We start from the raw sequence: 19,085 nt of genomic DNA, 5'->3' as shown, positions 1-19,085 counted from the left end.
GATAGTAGGCTATTCTTTAGGTTTGATATTTCTCATATTAAACCTGGGCTTGTATGCAGGTTTTGGACTCTCCTCTTCGGATGTATTATCAGGTGAGGCACTTGCTTCAGATGAGTTGGCGGGATCCGTCGGGTTCTCAGCAGCAGGTGCTGCCGGGTTTAAGCTGCTGCCTGGCTCAGTATGGGCAGAGAGATCCATATGTGGTTCAGCTGTTGTTGCTGACTCTTGGGCTGGTATCGCAGGGCTTTCTTCCGGAGCTTTAGGAATTAAGTTTTTAGCATTGAAACGCGGTTTATAGGCAGGTTTTGCTTGTTCTGCAGGTAGGGTCTCGTCACTGTTCTCCTTCGCGCCCGATACAGAGGAGGGGCTCTCAACTTTTGGCTCCTTGCTTTCAGCAGCCACTTCGTCCTTTGTCGTATCGTCGGACTTCGCTGTTACCTTTGCCGCATTAAAGCGCGGTTTGTAAGCCGGTTTTGCTTGCTCTGCAGGTAGGGTCTCGTCGCTGTTCTCCTTCGCGCCCGATACAGGGGATGGGCTCTCAACTTTTGGCTCCTTGCTTTCGGCAGCCACTTCAACGTTCGCCGTGTCTTCGGGTTTCGCTGTTACCTTTGCCGAATTAAAGCGCGGTTTGTAAGCGGGACGAGGTGTGTTAGCAGCGTTTCCCTGAGAGGCGCCTGATGGCAGGTCCTGACCGGGAAGGCTGGCTGTGGTTTTTGCATCATCGGACGGCTCTGAAGATACCGGTTTTATGTTTCGTGGCTTGAAGGCAGGTTTACTTACCGCTGGCTTTTCGCTTGGTACATCAGCTTCCGATTGCTCCTCATTAGCAGGTTTAGCAGCAGCAGGAATGTTCCGCGGTCTGAAGGCAGGTTTACTCACCGCAGGCTTTTCAGCCGGTACATCAGCTTCCGGTTGCTCCTCATTAGCAGGTTTAGCAGCAGCAGGAATGTTCCGTGGTCTGAATGCAGGTTTAGGAGCAGCAGGCGTTTTGGCAGCCTGCTCAATGCCCGGCTGAGCCACCGCTGCATGTTGCTCTATGGTGGGTGAACTGAGTTGTTCCGCTTGCGAAGCAATCTGCGTTTCCACCTGTGTTACCGCCTTTTTAACTGGCTCTGCCAGGTGATACAGATGCCTTAGCTTGTTAAACCAGAACTTCTTAGTATGATCGAAGCTCTTTTCACCCATGAGCTCGAAATGACTTTTGAATTCAGAATACAGTGCAGGGTCTGCATTTTTCATCAGCTCCACATTGATCCTCTTTTTATTAAAAAATTCTTCAAAAGTCATTTCGATAGTCTTAATTATTCGGCCATGTTATGGTATACAGCCTGAACATCATCATCTTCCTCAAGTTTGTCAATCAGTTTCATGACATCTGCAGCCTGTTCTTCCGTCACCTCAGCAAAAGAAAGAGCAACACGCTCAAGCTTCGCGCTCTTCACTTCAATGCCCTTTTCTTCCAGTGCACGCTGCATCTTTCCGAAATCTTCGAAAGGAGTATGCAATACCGCAACGTCGTTTCCTTCTTCATCCGCTTCAACGAAGAGATCCTCAAGCCCCGCATCGATTAACTCAAATTCAAGTTCCTCAAGATCATGGTTCGCAGGGTCGAATTTGAACACTGACTTCCTGTTGAAAATGAAATCCAGGGACCCTGTCTTACCCAGCGTTCCATTGGTTTTATTAAAGTAGCTACGCACATTCGCGACCGTACGATTGGTATTGTCGGTTGCAGTTTCCACCAGAATGGCTACCCCATGAGGCGCGTATCCTTCATATACGATCTCTTCATAGTTGCTCTCATCCTTGCTCGAAGCTCTTTTGATCGCAGCTTCGATACGATCCTTCGGCATGTTTACCGCCTTGGCATTCTGCACAGCTGTACGCAAGCGTGAGTTTGTCTCAATCAGCGGTCCACCCGCCTTTACAGCCATCACAATTTCCTTACCCAGACGCGTAAACTGAACGGCCATTTTCGCCCAGCGCTTAAATTTTCTTTCTTTACGGAACTCGAATGCTCTTCCCATATATCAGTACAGTTATTTTAACTTGTTTTTTAGGTTTTCTTTTTCAGAAAACGAATTCCAAACTTACAAAATATGACAGAAAAGACTCTACTTCCGCCGCTATTATCCTGACATATACCATTAAAAAATTAAAAACGCGCAGCCAGAACGCAAGCTTTCCTGTAGCGTGTGGTCTTTCCATTCAGACCCGTCAATTCCACGAATATGATATACACTCCAACGGGAGCTTTCCGGCCGTTCTCATCTGCTCCATCCCAGGTCAGTTCTCCTGCTGTGCCGAGCGTAACGTTTCTGCAGATATTCCGGGTGAGCGTCCCGTTGCGGTTATATGCTGCGACGTTGGCGAGGATGCCCGGTTCTGTATTGGTATAATGGATGACCAGTTGGTCTTCAAAGCCGTCACCGTCCGGCGAGAAAGTCTTTGATGCAAGGGTGATTGCTTCAGTCGTCGGCACCGCCTCTCTCAGCTGAGAGTTGCGGTATCCCGGAGTGGCGTATCCTGCTGACCCTGCTGCTGAACAGAAGTTTCCCGGTTCGTTGGCTGGCCGGTCAAAACTGGAGCGCTCCAGGGATACCCCGTCAGCCTCTTTGATGAGGGGCGTATGCATCGATTCTGAATAGTCGAAACGGTCGATCACCGTGCTGTCTGCCACCAAAACTACGACGCCCTTGTCATTGCTGAACGCGGGTAGGGCCTGCACCTGCAGGAGCGCATCTTCATCGGGTGTATCATATTCACTTTTAATATTGGCCACGTCGGTACTCAGGGCCATATAGCTTTCCGGATAGAGATAGACATCCACCCCGCTAATCCGCTTCAGCGAGGAGAGCGAATCCCGTTTCATCGTGGCTACCGACAAACCTTTCAAATTGAAGATCTTCTGCGAGCGGTTGTAGATCTCTACAAAATCGGCGCCACTCCCGCGAGGGTTAAAGAGCAACTCATTGATGATGATCTCTTCTTTGCCAATCGCTGTCGCTGCCGGTGTTTCGTCATTCCCCGGCGTGGCGGAACTGTCGGCCGGCGCTCCATGACCGGGAGCAAGGTCCGGATCCTTAAGTCCCCCGATCTCAATGTCATCAAAATAGAACTGTGCAGCATGCGACTTCGTATAAACACACTGAAAGCCAAACCAGTAAGAGGAAGCCTGTGTAGCCTCTTCCTTCGTTTCTCCCTCCAGCGTGAAGGCCAGCTCCGCCCTATTCTTGCTATACAGCTGCCAGGTTCCATCTGCCTTACGGTTCACCAGGATTCGCGTATGAACAGACGAGCCTGCAGCTCGTCCAGCCAGCCCTTCGATGATTAGTTCGGCTGTTTTCCCCGACTGTCTGTAAAGCTCATAGGAGTCTTTCGTTCCATTCTCGCCGATCCGCACAAAATACCCGTTCAGCGGGCTTTGAAGATTCGCCTGATCAGAAACAAGGTAGATACGTACAAAATTGGACGACGTGGCAGAAAAGCCGAGTTCCAGGCTGAACTCCCAGCTGCATTCCGCCGGAAGAGAGACAGCGGTCGACAGATATTTGCTACCCGCAGTATCGCTTTTCACAGATTGCAGCCTGCCTGATGAGTTTACCTGAAAGCCAGTAAGATCGCCCGTCCAGGCGGGCGCGCTTGTAACGTTCCCGTCGTTAAAACCCTCTTTCAGCTGAGCTATAGCAAAATTGCAGTAAAAAAAAGTGAAAAGCAGTAAACATTTTTTCATATTTGAGGGAGTAATAATTATGTAACAAAAATTTATACCAAAAAACAGATGAAAGTTGCAGTTGTAGGCGCTACTGGTCTTGTCGGATCAGTGATGTTAAAAGTATTAGCAGAGCGCAATTTCCCGGTTACCGAATTAATTCCCGTTGCTTCAGCCAAGAGTGCTGGTAAGGAACTTGAATTTAAGGGTAAGAAGTATAAGGTGGTAACAGTGGATGAAGCAATTGCAATGAAACCTGATGTAGCGCTGTTCTCCGCAGGAGGAAGCACCTCGCAGGAACAGGCTCCGCGTTTCGCAGAAGCAGGCATTGTAGTTATTGATAATTCTTCGGCCTGGCGCATGGACCCTACTAAAAAGCTGGTGGTTCCCGAGGTAAACGCAAACGTGCTTACCGCAGAAGACAAAATCATTGCCAATCCCAATTGTTCTACCATTCAGATGGTGGTTGTATTAAAGCCACTGCATGAGAAATATAAAATCAAGAGAGTCGTGGTATCGACCTATCAGTCAGTAACCGGTACAGGTGTGAAAGCTGTAGACCAGTTAATGAACGAGAGACAAGGAATAGAAGGGCCAATGGCTTATCCACACCCTATTGATCTAAACGTTATTCCTCAGATAGATGTTTTCCAGGATAACGGCTATACCAAGGAAGAAATGAAAATGATCCTCGAAACCAAGAAGATCATGGGAGATGAGTCCATCCGTGTTACGGCAACTACTGTGCGTATCCCGGTTATGGGTGGTCACTCTGAATCATTGAACCTGGAGTTTGAAAACGACTTCGATCTTGCAGAGGTTCGTTCCCTGCTTGAACAACAGGAAGGTGTACTGGTAGTGGATGATCCGGCTAACCTGGTATATCCGATGCCGAAAGATGCTCACGAGAAAGACGAAGTGCTCGTTGGTCGTATCCGCAGGGATGAGTCTCAGGACAATTCCTTGAACCTTTGGGTAGTTGCAGACAACCTGCGTAAGGGTGCTGCCACCAACGCCGTGCAGATTGCAGAGTACTTGCTGAAGCAAGGCCTGCTTCCGGCATAGTTTGCATAAAAAGTTTTAAAGGCGATGTAATCAAGCATCGCCTTTTTTGTGCCCTGAAATTCCGCAAGATGCATCTCTCCACGAACAATTTACCTCGTATATCAGTATCTCTATAGATGCTTAAACACGATTACTCACATTCGAAAACCCTGCTTAAAACTCTATGAGACGTATTATTCTCCCTTTTCTGCTGCTCCTGTCGCAAGTCCTGTCCGCGCAATCCCTCCAAAACAAGATTGCTGATGCCTATCTTCGGTTTGAACGTGATTCACAGCTTCAATACGGAATCAGCTCGCTCACGGTGCTTAATGCTGAAACGGGCGAAGTAGTGTTCTCTAAAAATGAGTCGACGGGACTGGCACCTGCTTCTACCTTGAAGACAATGACCAGCATTACAGGCTATAGTTTTCTGAAGGCAGGCTACAGATGGGAGACCCTCTTGGGATATACCGGTACACTGCAGGGCGGGGTGCTGAAGGGTGATCTCATCATCAAAGGAAGCGGCGACCCCTCCCTGGGCAGCAGCCGCTACAATGAAACCAAGCCAGAGATTCTGCTTGCCCGGTGGCTGGAAGCAGCGAAAAGAGCAGGCATCAACAAAATAGAAGGTCATATCCTGGCCGATGACCTCTTGTTCGGTACGCAGACCTTACCTGATGGCTGGGTCTGGGGCGACATCGGCAACTATTACGGAGCCGGCTCTACCGCGATGACCTGGCGCGAAAATGAAATAGCATTAAACTTTGTGCCGGGTAGCCGTGCCGGTGAGGCTGCCGCCCTTAAAAGTGTGGAGCCTCAGATACCCGGACTCCGCATTGTCAATGAAATCACTACAGGGAGCGCGGGGACTGGTGATAACGTATATGCGTATTCTGCTCCATTCAGCGACATCATCTATCTCCGTGGTACGTATGGCATCGACCTGAAGAAACCGATTAAGGTCTCCATGCCTGACCCTGCAATCTTCCTCGCGCATGAACTCCGCAATAAACTCAATGCTGGCGGGATCTCCGTCAGCGGAGTAGCGACTACCCTAAGAAAGACCAGTCTGGAGAAGAATGCTCCTAAAGAAATGCCGAAGATCATCGACCAGTATCAGAGTCCCGATATTTCTAAAATTGTCTATTGGCTTAACCAGAAAAGCATCAACCTCTATGCAGAGAATCTGCTGAAAGCTGCGGCAATTGCCAACGGCAAAACCGGCTCGTTCGATGATGCAACAGCCACGCTTGTTTCCTACTGGAATAAGAAGCTCGGCATCGACAAGAACGCCATCGCCATCCTTGACGGCAGTGGACTTTCTCCAGAAAACAGGGTGACCACCCTCGCCATGTCCAGGATACTTCTTTCTGCTAAAGGGGAATCGTGGTTTCCGCAGTTTTATGAAAGCCTTCCTCTTTACAATAACATGAAAATGAAAAGCGGAAGCATCCGGAACGTGCTGGCCTATACCGGATATCAAAAGAGCTCTTCGGGTACGTCCCTGGTTTTTTCCTTTATCACCAACAACTATAAGGGAAGCTCTTCGGCCATCAAGCAGAAGATGTTCAGGGTACTGGATACGCTTAAATAAGCTTGAAGCACAGGAGATACGGAAGTTCAGCAGACCTGCTCTTTTTATTCTGAACTCTGCTATATTCGTTCAACAATTTCGCTGGATGAACAGACTGCTGCTTCTCGTTATTTTTCTTGGACTTTACCAAGCTTCATACGCACAAACTAACTTCTATGGCGACCCGGCCTTCGCCGGTAAGGAAGCAGACAGGGCCGCTTTCCTGCCGAACACTGTGATCGTAAAATTCAGGGAAGCTGCAAGCCCTTCGGCAAAGACACAGTCTGTGCAGCCCGAGCTCATCCTGAAGACAGCGAAGGTCCGCAGCCTGACATCCAAGTTCCCGAAGGTCATGCCTGCTGCACGCATCAGCAGCACTGCTAAGTCCGCCCCTACAGACCTCGACCGCATATATGAACTCCGCTATACGGGAGGAGCCTCTGTGTCTGCCGTGGTCAATGAGCTTCGCTCCATGAAGAACGTCGAGTATGCAGAGCCTGCTTATATCCATCATACCAGGGTTATTCCCAATGATCCTTACTACGGTCCGCGACAAAGCTACCTCAATCAGGTATCCGCACCTCTCGCCTGGGACATCATCCGCAACGCTCCGGGTGTATTGATAGGGATCGTCGATACAGGATCAGATCTTGATCATGAAGATCTGACAGGCAATATCGTCGGCGGCAAAGACCTGATCGGTTCATCCCCCTTCAATATTACGCCCGACGACGACCCCAACGTCAAGAACGCCGCGAGTGATCATGGTGTACACGTGAGCGGCCTGGCTTCCGCAGTAACGAACAACGGAAAAGGAATAGCCAGCATAGCAGGCAATGCCTCCTTGCTTATCGTGAAAGTAGCAGCAGACGATTCTCCCGGCGATATCTACAATGGCTACGAAGGCATTCGCTATGCTGTAGACCAGGGTGCCAGGATCATCAACTGTTCATGGGGAACAAGTGCACGCAGCCTTTTCGGTGAAGACGTGATCAACTATGCCATCAGCAAAGACTGCCTCGTCATTGCAGCCGCAGGCAACCAGGGTACCGATATACCCGATTATCCGGCGGGGTACAAAGGAGTATTGGCAGTAGCGAACGTGATGGACAATGATACCAGGTCCAGCTCTTCTAACTTCGGTGGCTATGTTTCCATCAGCGCACCAGGAAGCTCCATCTTCAGCACGACCTATAACGGCAGCTATGGCGTCAAGTCGGGAACTTCCATGTCCGCACCCATCGTAGCAAGCGCCGCCGCATTGCTCAAGGCTTACTACCCTGAGCTTAGCATGGCCCAGATAGGCGAGCTTCTGCGCGTCACTGCTGATAACATAGATAATCTCAATCCTGCCTACACCAACAAGATGGGAAAAGGAAGGCTCAATGTCTTTCGGGCACTCACACAATCTGCACCCGCCCTGCGAACCACCGCCATTCACTTTGAAGATCCTGGCAATGGCGCCTTCCGCACGGGGGCTAAGGTGAAGGTTTACGTCAACCTGCGTAATTACCTGCTGCCAGCAGATGATATAGAGGTTACCCTGCAGACCGACAACCCGAACATCGTGGTCACAGAAGCAACGCAGCAGGCAGGCTCATTGGGTACCCTGGAAGAACAGAAGGGTATCGGGGCGTTTGAGTTCAGCATCAAGGCTGGAACGCCTGATAATACCCCTGTCGAGTTCAGCCTCAACTTCAAGGCAAATGAGGGTAGATATCAGGACTATGAAACATTTACACTAGTTGTCGCCCGCGATTATATGAATATCATCACCGGCGACTTGCAGACCACCGCTACCAGTATCGGAAAGATAGGGTATGCATCTCCCGGGCAGACAAGCGGACTGGGATTTCGTTATCTGAATCAGCAGATGCTGTATGAATCCTCACTGATGATCGGTTATTCGGCAGTCTCCGTTTCCAACAATGCACGTTCCAGCGGCGGAAGTTCCGATCAGCACTTCGTGAAGAATAATGCTGTTTCCGACCGGTCAGACGCCGCCAACCTGGTAGCTGAATCCAGTTTCGATGACAGTGGCAGGAGCGAGGGTGCGCTCGTCGACGTGAAACATACCGTTACTGCCAGTCTGGACTCAAAGAAGGACAACTATATCATTGCAGAGTACGAAGTAATCAACAGGAACAATACGGATATCAGAGGAGCTTATATTGGTATGTTCACCGACTGGGATATCAATGGTGGCAGCTCCAACTACACTGCTTACGATGCTACCGGTAAGCTGGCCTACGTCGCGTCCACCATGGCCGCCATGCCCTTTGCAGGTGTTAAGCTCCTGAGCAGCACCGCCCCGCCGAACTACTATCCGCTCTCAACGAACAGCGGAATGCTTGGCGACGATAATTTCACGACAGCCGAAAAGTTTCAGACCCTGTCTTCAGGGCTGCAGTCGGCCGGTATTGGCACACCCTCTTCCGGTGATGACGTTGCATTTGTATCGGCATATGGTCCCTGTACCATCCCGGCAAATGGCGCTGTTAAGGTGGCTTTTGCATATATAGGAGCCTCCAGCCTGGATGAACTTCGTATATCCGCCCAGGAGGCGCAGTCTGAATTCAATCTCATCAATGAATATCCCGAGGGCACTGAGATCCTCTCCACCTATCCCAATCCCGTTGTGCCGGCCAGCAACAGTAATATGGCAGTTGTCATCAATCTTCCCGGCGATGAATACATCAGCCTGGCGCTTTTTAACATGATGGGTCAAAAAGTAAAGACGTTGCTTCAGGATCAGTCGTATTTCAGTGGCAGGCATACTCTGTACTTCAATATGTCGTCACTGCAAGCGGGTATCTATATCCTGCAGTTAAAGCTTAAGGGTAAAAGTTATACACACAAGGTCAGTATTTTGAAATAGCTATTTCTTGATGAAGCAACTGCGGCAGCGGGGTTCATAACTTTCTTTCTCTCCAAGGAAGAAAGTCTCGTCATTGTTCACTGTACGGTAAGAGTAGGATGCAGGAGCCCCACATTGCGCACAAATGGCATGTACCTTCGTCACATCTTCCGCAATAGCCATCAGAGAAGGCATCGGCCCAAAAGGCTTACCCTGGAAATCCATATCCAGGCCGGCAATGATCACCCGTATTCCACGGTTCGCCAGCGTGATACATACATCCGTTAGGCCCTCATCAAAGAACTGCGCTTCATCTATTCCCACCACGTCGGTATTGGAGCCAAACAGCAGAATAGCTGAAGAATGCTCTACGGGAGTAGAGGCAATGGAAGTGGAATCATGTGAAACAACTTCGGTTTCATGGTAGCGGATTTCCGTTGCAGGCTTGAATATTTCGATGTTTAGCTTCGCGATTTTAGCACGTCTGAGACGACGTATAAGTTCTTCAGTTTTACCCGAGAACATCGAGCCGCAGATCACTTCGATACTGCCGTTACGCTCGTTTTTAGACCGGAAATGGAACTCACTAAACAACATATCCCGCTTTTCAGAGCGGCTAATATCAGAATTTAATGGTACTTTTGAGAACCTAGTTACCAACAAAACAATATCTAAATTTGTCTATTAGCCATGATTAATAAAGCAGAAATATTCAAAAAAGCGGGTAATATCCTATCAGAGCTGACTGAACAATACCAGTATATCGAAGAAAATCCTCAGGATCTGAATGATCTGGAACTAGAGCTTTTGTCTGCTAACGCCGACTTCCTGGCTGAGAACCTCCGGGTACTCAGAAAGCTGAATGCAAAGAAGCGATCTGCTGAAACTGCAGAAGCTGATAGGATTGCCGCAAAAGAAGATTATACAGAATCATCTTTTCAGGAAAAGCCCGCAGATGAAGTTTCGCTCGAAACATTGCTTAATACAGTGGTAGAAAAAAAGCAGGAAGAGGAACAGCCCTCACCGGAGGTTACACACAGGAGTCAGGTAACCGAGCCTTATGGCAAGCAGCAGGAAAGTGTTCCTGCAGCCCAGGGACCTGTACCGGGTCTCCTTACCGACGTGCAGACCGCCAGACCTGAACCCATGTCTGTTCCCGTGCCTGAACCTGTACATGCGACGCAAGTACCTCCAGCACCTGAGCCGGTCAGAATGCCTGAACCTGTGAAACTACAGGAACCTGTCAGAGCTGCCGAACCGGAGAAAGCTCCCGAGCCTGTAAGAACACCGGAGCCTGTATCGTTCAAAGCTCCTGAGCCGGAACGCACCTACCCATCTGTTCCCGTAACTCCGCCGGCGAGTCCGGAACCTGCGCCAACCCAGCAACCCAGAGTGCAAAGCATCAATGATATGATCTCTGCTCAGAAGGCACAGCAAAGCCCGGGCAGCTCATACAAGCAGCCTCCTATTGCAGACCTGAAGTCGGGAGTGAGCTTAAACGACAAGCTCTTGTTCATAAAAGACCTGTTTAACGGCTATAGCCTGGCATACAGTGAGGCAATGGAGATCCTCAACCGTTTCGATACGTTTGAATCTGCAGATAACTTCCTGAAGTCGAATTATGCGGCAAAGAATAACTGGGCGGCTAAGCAAGGCACGGTAGATAAGTTCTATGAGGTGCTTCGCAGACGTTTTGTAATCTGATCTAGATCACACCCATCCTGTTCGAATCGAGCTTAAGCAGAATGAACAACAGGATGGTGAAACTCCATAAAGATGATCCCCCATAGCTTAAGAAAGGCAGGGGGATACCTATAACAGGTACCAGGCCGATCGTCATCCCTATATTAATAAAGAAGTGGAAGAAGAGGATGGAGGCTACTCCATAACCATATATCCGCGAGAATGACGAGCGTTGCCGCTCTGCAATATTGACAATTCGCAGGAGCATCGTCAGGTATAAAGCAATCACCACGAGACTGCCTGCAAAACCCCATTCCTCACCAACCGTGCAGAAGATAAAGTCGGTACTTTGCTCCGGCACAAAATCATACTTCGTCTGCGTACCCTGCAAATACCCTTTCCCCCATAGTCCGCCCGAGCCGATAGCAATCTTCGACTGATTGAGGTTATAACCCTGTCCGCGCGGATCATCCAGCTTTCCCAGAATAACGTCAATACGGTTTCGCTGATGGCTCTGCAGGATGTTCTGATAAGCAAAGTTGACACAGAAGATGAAGGCAACAGCTACGGCCGCAGAAACGACAATAGGCTGAACATATTTTCGGCTCTCACGAGACAGCAGGATCACCAAAACGGTAACACCTACGATAACGCCGACCAGGATAAACTTGTTAATGAGCAGTGCCAGTACGAAAAGCAAAATCAGAATGGCACCAATGATCAGCACATATCCGGAGAGGCCCTCTCTATACAGTGCAAAGATCAGGGCGGTAAAGGTAAGTGCCGAACCTGTATCAGGCTGCAGCATGATCAGACTCGTGGGAATCAGGAGGATCAGCACACAAATGCCGATCATCTTAAACTCATGCATTTTCAGGTTAGTGGAGCTGATGTAATGCGCCAGCAGCAAACAGGTGGAGAACTTCGCGAACTCCGAGGGCTGCAACCTGAAACTCCCTATCGGTATCCAGGCCTGGTTCCCGCCCACATTTCGTCCCACCACCAGTACTGCAATCAGCAGAAGCAGCGTGATCCCGTAAAATACGGGTGAGAAGGTACTGAAGAACTTAGGGTCCAGCAAGAGGATCACTGCTCCCAGGATCACCGCCGAGATGATGAACATAAACTGCTTGCCATAGTTGGTGCTCATATCCATGATGCCGGGGTATAAGGGATCGTAAACAGCAGCATGGATATTAAACCATCCGATCACACAAAGGGCCAGATAGATCAGTATCAGGGGCCAGTCAACATTAAAGAACAGGCTGCGTTGATTAATCATTTGTCGTTGTCAATGTAGGAGTGGGAACTTGTTCGAGCGGCTTTACCTCAACCTTCGGAAGGCTGTCTACCTTCTGACGCTGTGCCGGTTTGGCCTTAGGCTTTGCGCCGGGAAGCAGGTTAGCATTATATAGTCGCTCGGTATAATATTTCGGCCGGGTGATTGTATCTCTCAGGTATTTCTCCATCATCAGACTCGCAATAGGAGCAGACCATGTAGCTCCATATCCGGCATTCTCCACCATCACCGCAATAGCAATCTTCGGATTATTCCGGGGAGCAAAAGCAAAGAACACCGAGTGGTTTTCACCATGCGGATTCTGTACAGTACCGGTCTTGCCACAAACTTCTATGCCGGGGATCTGAGCGATAGGGTAGGCCGTACCCCCCGGAGCGTTTACCGCTCTGCTCATCCCCTCTACTACGGGGTGATAGTACCTGGCTTCTACGCCGGCACTTATCTTCTTTGTGTACTCCTCCCTCACCACGTGATCTTTTCCGATGCCCCGGATGAAATGCGGGGTGTAATAGAAGCCTCTGTTTGCGATGGTCGCCGCAACGTTAGCCATCTGAAGAGGGGTGATTCCTAATTCACCCTGACCGATGGACAGAGAAATATTATATCCGGAGGTCCATTTGTCGCTCCTGAAATGCTTGGTGTAGAACTCTGCCGTCGGCAAAAGTCCCTTTCGCTCGTTTGGCAGGTCGACTCCCAGCTTGGAACCAATACCGAAGCGGTTAACGGCATCATGCCAGTTACGATAAGCCTTGACCGAACGCATGCCTGAATGGTCGATCATCCGGTTATAAGCATAACCGTAATAGGTATTGCAGGAGTATTGAATAGATTCAATTAGGTTGATCGAACCATGCACGTGCGTACAACCCATCTTGCCGCGGCGTCCGTAGTAATAGGCTCCCGGACAATAGAACCGTGTCTCGGCATTGATCTTGCCCATTTGCTGGGCCACTAGTGCATTAATTGCTTTGAAGATGGATCCCGGAGGATACTCGGCCATGGTAGGCCTGATGAAAAGTGGCTTATGAGGGTTCCTCAGGAGCTTCATGTAGTTATTGCCCTTGTCGCGCCCCACCATCAGGTTAGGATCGTAACTCGGGCTGCTTATAAACGCCAGGATCTCGCCTGTAGATGGCTCGATCGCTACAATGCTCCCGATCTTATTATGCATCAGCTTTTCTCCCAGCCTTTGCAGATCTCTATCCAGGGAGGAAATCAGTTTCTTTCCCGTTACCGCCAGTGTATCGTAGGCGCCGTCGGCAAAGTGTCCCTTAGGGCGGTTGAAGGCATCCACCATCTGGTTTTCGACACCCCTTTGACCTCTCAGCAGATCCTCATATGATTTCTCTACGCCGGTCCTGCCAATATAATCGCCGGGTTTGTAATAGCCCTTGGAACGTTCAATGTCCGATTCCTTCACTTCATTGATGTATCCGAAAAACTGAGCGGCAATACTGTCGGGGTAGCGTCTCACAGATCGTTTTTGTACATAGAAGCCGGGGAACTTGGTCAGCTTTTCCTGAAAGGACGCAAATAATTGTGCGGATAATTGTTTTTCGAAGATGGATGCCCGGTAGGGAGAATAGCTCCTTGCTTTGTTAAAACGTGTATCGAAGCCCTTCTTGTCGATTCCGATCAAACGGATGAATTCCAGCGTGTCAAAAGGCTTTACCTCACGGGGAATAACCATCAGGTCATACACGGGCTCATTTTGTACCAGTATTCTTCCCTTCCGGTCGAGGATAACCCCCCTTGCCGGATAGATGATCACTTTCCGGATCACGTTATTATTGGCCGACAGGAAATAACTCTTGTCGACCACCTGAATATAGAACAGGCGAGTCAGCAAAATAAGTGCTATTGCAATAAAAATCCCCTGGACGACGTATTTACGCTGAAAAAAACTGTTCATTAACGCTCTTTCTTACGGAAGAATATGAATTCTGATATGATGACTAAAAATATGGTAAAAAGAGAACTGAAAAGAAAGCGAATTAGTACGTACTGGAGGTCGAAAAACCCGAAAGATTCCAGCAGGATCAGTGTCAGGTGATGAAACAGCGTCAGTACGATCGTGTAGACGAAGAACCAGCGAAATCCCATGATCCCCAGCCTGGGTTCAGGCTCGTTTTCAAAACCCTGTCGCTCAACTGTCACGTTGATGAAGATCACCCTGACCAATGCAAGCATGGAACAAGCCGCCGCATTGATCCCTACTGTATCGTAAAAGGAGTCTACCGTCAATCCTGTGAGCAGGGCCAGCAAGAATAGCAGCCAGTTGGGTGTTTCAAAAGGCAGCAGCATGATGAACAGGATATATGGAAAAGGGATCGACAGGTTGTAAAAGCCGATATTCTTCAATAGGAACGTCTGAATGAAAATCAAAGCAGCGAACCGGATAATATTCGTGATTATAGTTCTACCCATCTTTTTTGCTCAGCTTTTCTAAAGTTTCTTTTTCGGGACCGAAGAGGTTTTTAATGACATATACATATTGCAGCGTGGCAAAGTCAGTATCCAGCCTTACCTCGATTTCAGGGAAGCTCTCGCCGCCTCTTTCCCGGGTACGTAGTATCCGCCCGATAGGCATCCCCGCAGGGAATAAGGTGGAGTAGCCCGATGTTACCACGTGCTGACCTGTCTGTACGCTGATATGGTTGGGGATATCCTGCAGAACGGCTAAGCGCGGATTGGTATTCTCTTCGCCCCAGACCAGTGAGCCAAAGGCCTGGCTCTCCACAATGCTGGCGCTGATCTTCGTGTCACTATGTAACAGGGAGTAGATCGTGGCAAAATCTTCCGAAACATCTTTGACGATCCCTACAACACCTGAAGCGCAGATCACCCCCATACCACTCTGAATGCCATGCCGACGGCCCCGGTTGATGGTGATATAATTGTTCTTCTGATGAATGGAGTTGTTGATCACCCTACCTACAATATACGTGTACTGCTGTCTGGAAACGGTGTCCTTTACGGTCTGCGCTACAACACTGTCGTCGAAAAAGGATAGCTTCAGTTCCTGACGCAGCAATGCATTCTCCTTTGCCAGGCTATCGTTTACCTCAGCGAGGCGTAAGTAACGCTGCGCTTTGTTGATGCGGGTATATGTTTCACCGATGAAATGATTGGCGGAGTTAAATACGCCGGATCGCTGATAGGAGTTGTTTCTGACAACCAGTGCGACTGAAATGATGAAGCAGATGATGAAGAAAAAGAATGCGTTATACTTACTGATGAAAAGCCAGAGATTACGCATAAACTAGTAGATGTTATATGTTAAGCAAATGCCGGCCTGTAAACAGCACTACGATTCAGTCTGTCTACAGGTCGGCATATATAATTTATTGCATTAAGAATTTGTAACCACCGATGTTTTTCAGGGCAATACCTGTACCACGTACAACAGCTCTTAAAGGATCTTCAGCCACATGCACCGGAAGTTTAGTCTTCGCAGCAACACGCTTGTCAAGCCCTCTCAGCAATGCACCACCACCAGTCAGGTAAATACCAGTCTGGTAAATATCCGCGGATAATTCAGGAGGAGTGATCTCCAGTGCTTTTAAAATCGCTTCCTCGATCTTGGAGATTGATTTATCAAGGCAATGAGCAATCTCTGTATAGGACACCGTGATCTGCTTTGGAACACCCGTCATCAGGTCCCTTCCCTGCACTGCAAAGTCTGCAGGTGGCTCAGACAACTCTGGCAAAGCGGCACCTACTTCAATCTTGATCTTCTCCGCCGTACGGTCACCGATCATGATGTTGTGCTGGCGACGAATGTACTGTACGATATCGCTGTCGAAGTTATCACCCGCAACGCGGATAGACTGGTCGCATACAATACCGGATAAAGCGATTACAGCGATCTCGGTAGTACCACCACCGATATCTATAATCATATTACCCATCGGTTCCTCTACGTCGATTCCGATACCTACGGCAGCAGCCATCGGCTCGTGGATCAGGTAAACTTCTTTAGCTCCTGCAATCTCCGCTGAATCGCGTACCGCTCTTTTCTCCACTTCAGTAATGCCCGAAGGGATACAGATCACCATCCTCAAAGAAGGGAAGAACCATCCTCTGCCATTGTTGATCATTTTGATCATTCCCCTGATCATATGCTCGGCAGCGTTGAAATCGGCTATCACACCATCTTTAAGCGGGCGCACGGTGCGGATATTATCATGGGTTTTACCCTCCATTTGCATAGCCTGTCTGCCTATGGCGATAATTTTATTGGTGGTACGATCGAACGCCACGATTGACGGCTCGTCTACTACAACCTTGTCATTATGTATAATGAGGGTATTTGCTGTACCCAAATCAATTGCTATTTCTTGTGTAAACCAATTAAATAAACCCATTAAGGACATTTTAAATTGTTAAAGTATGCAAATGTAGTAAAATGTTCAGTACTAAATTAATGTTTGAAATGCCTAACACCTGTAGTCACCATAGCGACACCTTTGCTATTAGCCATATCAACAGATAATTTGTCTTTGATTGATCCGCCCGGCTGCAGGATAGCTGCGATGCCTGCGTCGGCTGCAATCTCTACACAATCAGGGAAAGGGAAGAATGCGTCGGAAGCCATTACTGAACCCTTTACGTCGAAGCCAAAGGTCTTTGCTTTTTCAAGTGCCTGCATCAGCGCGTCGACTCTGGAGGTTTGCCCTACACCGCTTGCCAGAAGTTGTCCGTCTTTCGCAATCACGATGGTATTCGACTTGGTATGTTTTACCAGCTTGTTGGCAAAGTAAAGATCCATGAGTTGCTCCTGAGTAGGCTCAACCGTTGTTACCGGGGTCATCTGGTCCGGACCTTCTATTGTAGCATCCTTGTCCTGCTCGATCACACCGTTAAGCAAGGTTTTAAACAACTTCGTAGGTAAAGCGGTCTCTTTACGCTGCAGCAAAATTCTGTTCTTCTTCTCGGTCAGAATCTCCAGGGCTTTCTCGCTGAAAGCAGGAGCAATAAGGACTTCAAAGAAAAGGTTGCTGATTTCACGTGCCGTTTCCTCATCAACCTCACCGTTGCAGATGATCACACCACCGAAGGCAGAAACAGGGTCGCAAGCGAGAGCAACTTTCCATGCATCCAGCAGGTTGCTCTTGGAAGCCACGCCACAGGCATTGGTATGCTTCAGGATCGCGAAGGTAGGTTCGCTGAATTCGTCGATCAAAGCAACAGCTGCATCTACGTCGACCAGGTTATTATAGGAAAGCTCCTTGCCATTCAGTTTGCTGAACATTGCATCCAGGTCCCCGTAGAAATATCCCTTTTGGTGAGGGTTCTCTCCGTAACGAAGAACAGACGAATTTTGCTCGCTTACCTTGAACACCGGAAGAGCGTCTTCCCGATTGAAGTAGTTGAAGATGGCTGTATCATAGTGAGAGGATGTGTTGAATGCTTTCTTGGCAAAAGCCTTACGATGCTCCAATGAAGTTGCACCGTTGTTCTCCTCTAATATAGTATGCAGTTCTGAATAATCATTTTTAGATGACAGGATCACCACATCGTTGAAATTCTTCGCAGCAGCGCGGATCAGAGAAATACCGCCGATGTCGATCTTCTCGATGATCTCCTCTTCGCCGAGTCCGGCTTTTACCGTTTCTTCGAAAGGATAAAGGTCTACGATCACCAGGTCGATTTCCGGGATTTCATATTGTGCAGCCTGTGCTTTGTCCTCCTCCAGATTTCTTCTTGAGAGGATTCCACCGAACACTTTGGGGTGCAGGGTCTTCACGCGACCACCTAAAATAGAAGGGTAGCCTGTCAGGTCTTCCACACGAACCACGTCAAAGCCCAGATCCCTAATAAAGCTCTCCGTGCCTCCTGTTGAATAAAATGTTACACCTAATGCGTGCAGTTGTCTGATCAGCGGTTCCAGGCCGTCTTTGTAATATACTGATATTAAAGCGTTTTTTATTTTAACAGGATGGTTCATGTATTGAAAAATTAAGCGGCAAAGATAGGATTTTTGAAGGGTAAAATCATATTAGAATCTTTGGAAAAAACCTCTAAAGATGTATTAATAGCTGTCTTTTCACACCTTATATAATGGAAGGAGTAGAAAAAGGCGTCTGCAGGGGGACTTTCTGGTGTCAGGACGGCTGCTAAAAGCATGCTAATCCGGAGATCAGACGCTACTCACCCGTATATGACCCGTGTTTTGCTGGCTGACTGCCGGGTTGGCATCAGATTAACTGCATGTGAAATCCCCTGGCAATACCATTGCGTCAGGTTCCTGGTAAGGATGTCTTATAGAGATTTCATCTTCCGAAGCAGGCTTTCCACTACTTTCGGATAATGGAGGTGCTCTAACTGCTGACCTTTGAACTTGACCATCTCGATATCATCCGCCGGGTCAATGCGGTACCTGGACTGGTGGATAATTTCTCCTTCGTCGAAGTGCTCATTAACGAAATGGATCGTGATTCCCGATTCGCCTTCTTTATTATCGAGCACCGCCTGGTGTACGCGGTCGCCATACATGCCTTTGCCCCCATACTTGGGCAGGAGCGCCGGATGGATATTGATGATCTGGTTGGGGAATGCTGCCAGCAGGTTTTCAGGGATGAGCCAGAGGAAGCCTGCAAGGACAATGAGGTCGATCTCCATTGATTTCAGCAATTTGACAATGTGATCGGTTTGATAGAAGTCGAACTTGTCGAAGATATGTGAAGGGATCTCGAAATTGTCTGCACGTTGAATGACATATGCATTCGGGTTGTTGCACAAGACAATGGCGACTTCCGCATCAGGGTGTTTATTAAAGTGTTCCATTATCTTTTGGGCATTGGAACCCGACCCTGAAGCAAAAATGGCAATCCTTTTCTTAAGTGACATATTTCAAAGTGGTAAGTCCAAATATATTGTTTTAAGTCTGGAAGAAGCAAATTAAGGTTCATAT

Annotated in this window: 15 protein-coding genes; 4 read left to right on the top strand and 11 right to left on the bottom strand. The window is 48.6% G+C overall.

Annotated elements, in window-relative coordinates:
- Positions 1-9: 9 nt before the first annotated feature.
- From ACO1NU_RS17575 to ACO1NU_RS17565, 3 genes are all read right to left on the bottom strand, one after another.
- The gene (locus tag ACO1NU_RS17575) at positions 10-1,287 is read right to left on the bottom strand and encodes a hypothetical protein (RefSeq protein ID WP_448819802.1); all 1,278 of its coding nucleotides are present in this window, start codon (positions 1,285-1,287) and stop codon (positions 10-12) included.
- A 14-nt stretch (positions 1,288-1,301) separates the two neighbouring features.
- Positions 1,302-2,027 carry a YebC/PmpR family DNA-binding transcriptional regulator gene (locus ACO1NU_RS17570; RefSeq protein ID WP_448819801.1) on the bottom strand — a complete coding sequence of 242 codons (726 nt, stop codon included), beginning with the start codon at positions 2,025-2,027 and terminating at the stop codon, positions 1,302-1,304.
- Between the two features lie 128 nt (positions 2,028-2,155).
- Positions 2,156-3,733 (bottom strand): lamin tail domain-containing protein, encoded by a 1,578-nt coding sequence (locus ACO1NU_RS17565; RefSeq protein ID WP_448819800.1) that lies wholly within the window; start codon positions 3,731-3,733, stop codon positions 2,156-2,158.
- 48 nt (positions 3,734-3,781) lie between these two features.
- Here ACO1NU_RS17565 and ACO1NU_RS17560 point away from each other — a divergent pair, with 48 nt between their 5' ends.
- From ACO1NU_RS17560 to ACO1NU_RS17550, 3 genes are all read left to right on the top strand, one after another.
- Positions 3,782-4,777 (top strand): aspartate-semialdehyde dehydrogenase, encoded by a 996-nt coding sequence (locus ACO1NU_RS17560; protein ID WP_448819799.1) that lies wholly within the window; start codon positions 3,782-3,784, stop codon positions 4,775-4,777.
- A gap of 163 nt (positions 4,778-4,940) precedes the next feature.
- On the top strand, positions 4,941-6,350 hold the full coding sequence (dacB, locus tag ACO1NU_RS17555; protein ID WP_448819798.1) for a D-alanyl-D-alanine carboxypeptidase/D-alanyl-D-alanine endopeptidase: 1,410 nt from the start codon (positions 4,941-4,943) through the stop codon (positions 6,348-6,350).
- 85 nt (positions 6,351-6,435) lie between these two features.
- On the top strand, positions 6,436-9,207 hold the full coding sequence (locus ACO1NU_RS17550; RefSeq protein ID WP_448819797.1) for a S8 family serine peptidase: 2,772 nt from the start codon (positions 6,436-6,438) through the stop codon (positions 9,205-9,207).
- Here the strand turns inward: ACO1NU_RS17550 and ACO1NU_RS17545 are convergent, their stop codons facing one another.
- Complete coding sequence (locus tag ACO1NU_RS17545) at positions 9,208-9,783, bottom strand: thymidine kinase (protein ID WP_448819796.1); 576 nt, start codon at positions 9,781-9,783, stop codon at positions 9,208-9,210. It abuts the gene before it with no gap.
- A gap of 93 nt (positions 9,784-9,876) precedes the next feature.
- Here ACO1NU_RS17545 and ACO1NU_RS17540 point away from each other — a divergent pair, with 93 nt between their 5' ends.
- Positions 9,877-10,890, top strand: a complete 1,014-nt coding sequence (locus tag ACO1NU_RS17540; protein ID WP_448819795.1) for a hypothetical protein — start codon at positions 9,877-9,879, stop codon at positions 10,888-10,890.
- Position 10,891: 1 nt separating this feature from the next.
- On the opposite strand, the gene rodA is transcribed toward ACO1NU_RS17540, so the two are convergent.
- From rodA to purN, 7 genes are all read right to left on the bottom strand, one after another.
- Complete coding sequence (rodA, locus tag ACO1NU_RS17535; RefSeq protein WP_448819794.1) at positions 10,892-12,151, bottom strand: rod shape-determining protein RodA; 1,260 nt, start codon at positions 12,149-12,151, stop codon at positions 10,892-10,894.
- On the bottom strand, positions 12,144-14,081 hold the full coding sequence (gene mrdA / locus ACO1NU_RS17530; protein WP_448819793.1) for a penicillin-binding protein 2: 1,938 nt from the start codon (positions 14,079-14,081) through the stop codon (positions 12,144-12,146). The genes rodA and mrdA overlap by 8 nt, the downstream gene beginning before the upstream one ends.
- Positions 14,081-14,596 (bottom strand): rod shape-determining protein MreD, encoded by a 516-nt coding sequence (locus ACO1NU_RS17525; protein ID WP_448819792.1) that lies wholly within the window; start codon positions 14,594-14,596, stop codon positions 14,081-14,083. Before ACO1NU_RS17525 ends, mrdA begins: the two co-directional genes overlap by 1 nt.
- Positions 14,589-15,428: a rod shape-determining protein MreC gene (mreC, locus tag ACO1NU_RS17520; protein WP_448819791.1), complete on the bottom strand. Its 840-nt coding sequence runs from the start codon at positions 15,426-15,428 to the stop codon at positions 14,589-14,591. The genes ACO1NU_RS17525 and mreC overlap by 8 nt, the downstream gene beginning before the upstream one ends.
- Before the next feature lie 85 nt (positions 15,429-15,513).
- The gene (locus ACO1NU_RS17515) at positions 15,514-16,536 is read right to left on the bottom strand and encodes a rod shape-determining protein (RefSeq protein WP_106294726.1); all 1,023 of its coding nucleotides are present in this window, start codon (positions 16,534-16,536) and stop codon (positions 15,514-15,516) included.
- Between the two features lie 56 nt (positions 16,537-16,592).
- On the bottom strand, positions 16,593-18,119 hold the full coding sequence (purH, locus tag ACO1NU_RS17510; protein ID WP_448819790.1) for a bifunctional phosphoribosylaminoimidazolecarboxamide formyltransferase/IMP cyclohydrolase: 1,527 nt from the start codon (positions 18,117-18,119) through the stop codon (positions 16,593-16,595).
- A 314-nt stretch (positions 18,120-18,433) separates the two neighbouring features.
- Positions 18,434-19,021, bottom strand: a complete 588-nt coding sequence (purN, locus tag ACO1NU_RS17505; protein WP_448819789.1) for a phosphoribosylglycinamide formyltransferase — start codon at positions 19,019-19,021, stop codon at positions 18,434-18,436.
- Positions 19,022-19,085: the final 64 nt, after the last annotated feature.

It is taken from the genome of Arcticibacter sp. (assembly GCF_053551015.1).
The sequence above is the reverse complement of the archived record's forward strand: the minus strand, read 5'-3'. Positions and strand labels throughout refer to the sequence as shown.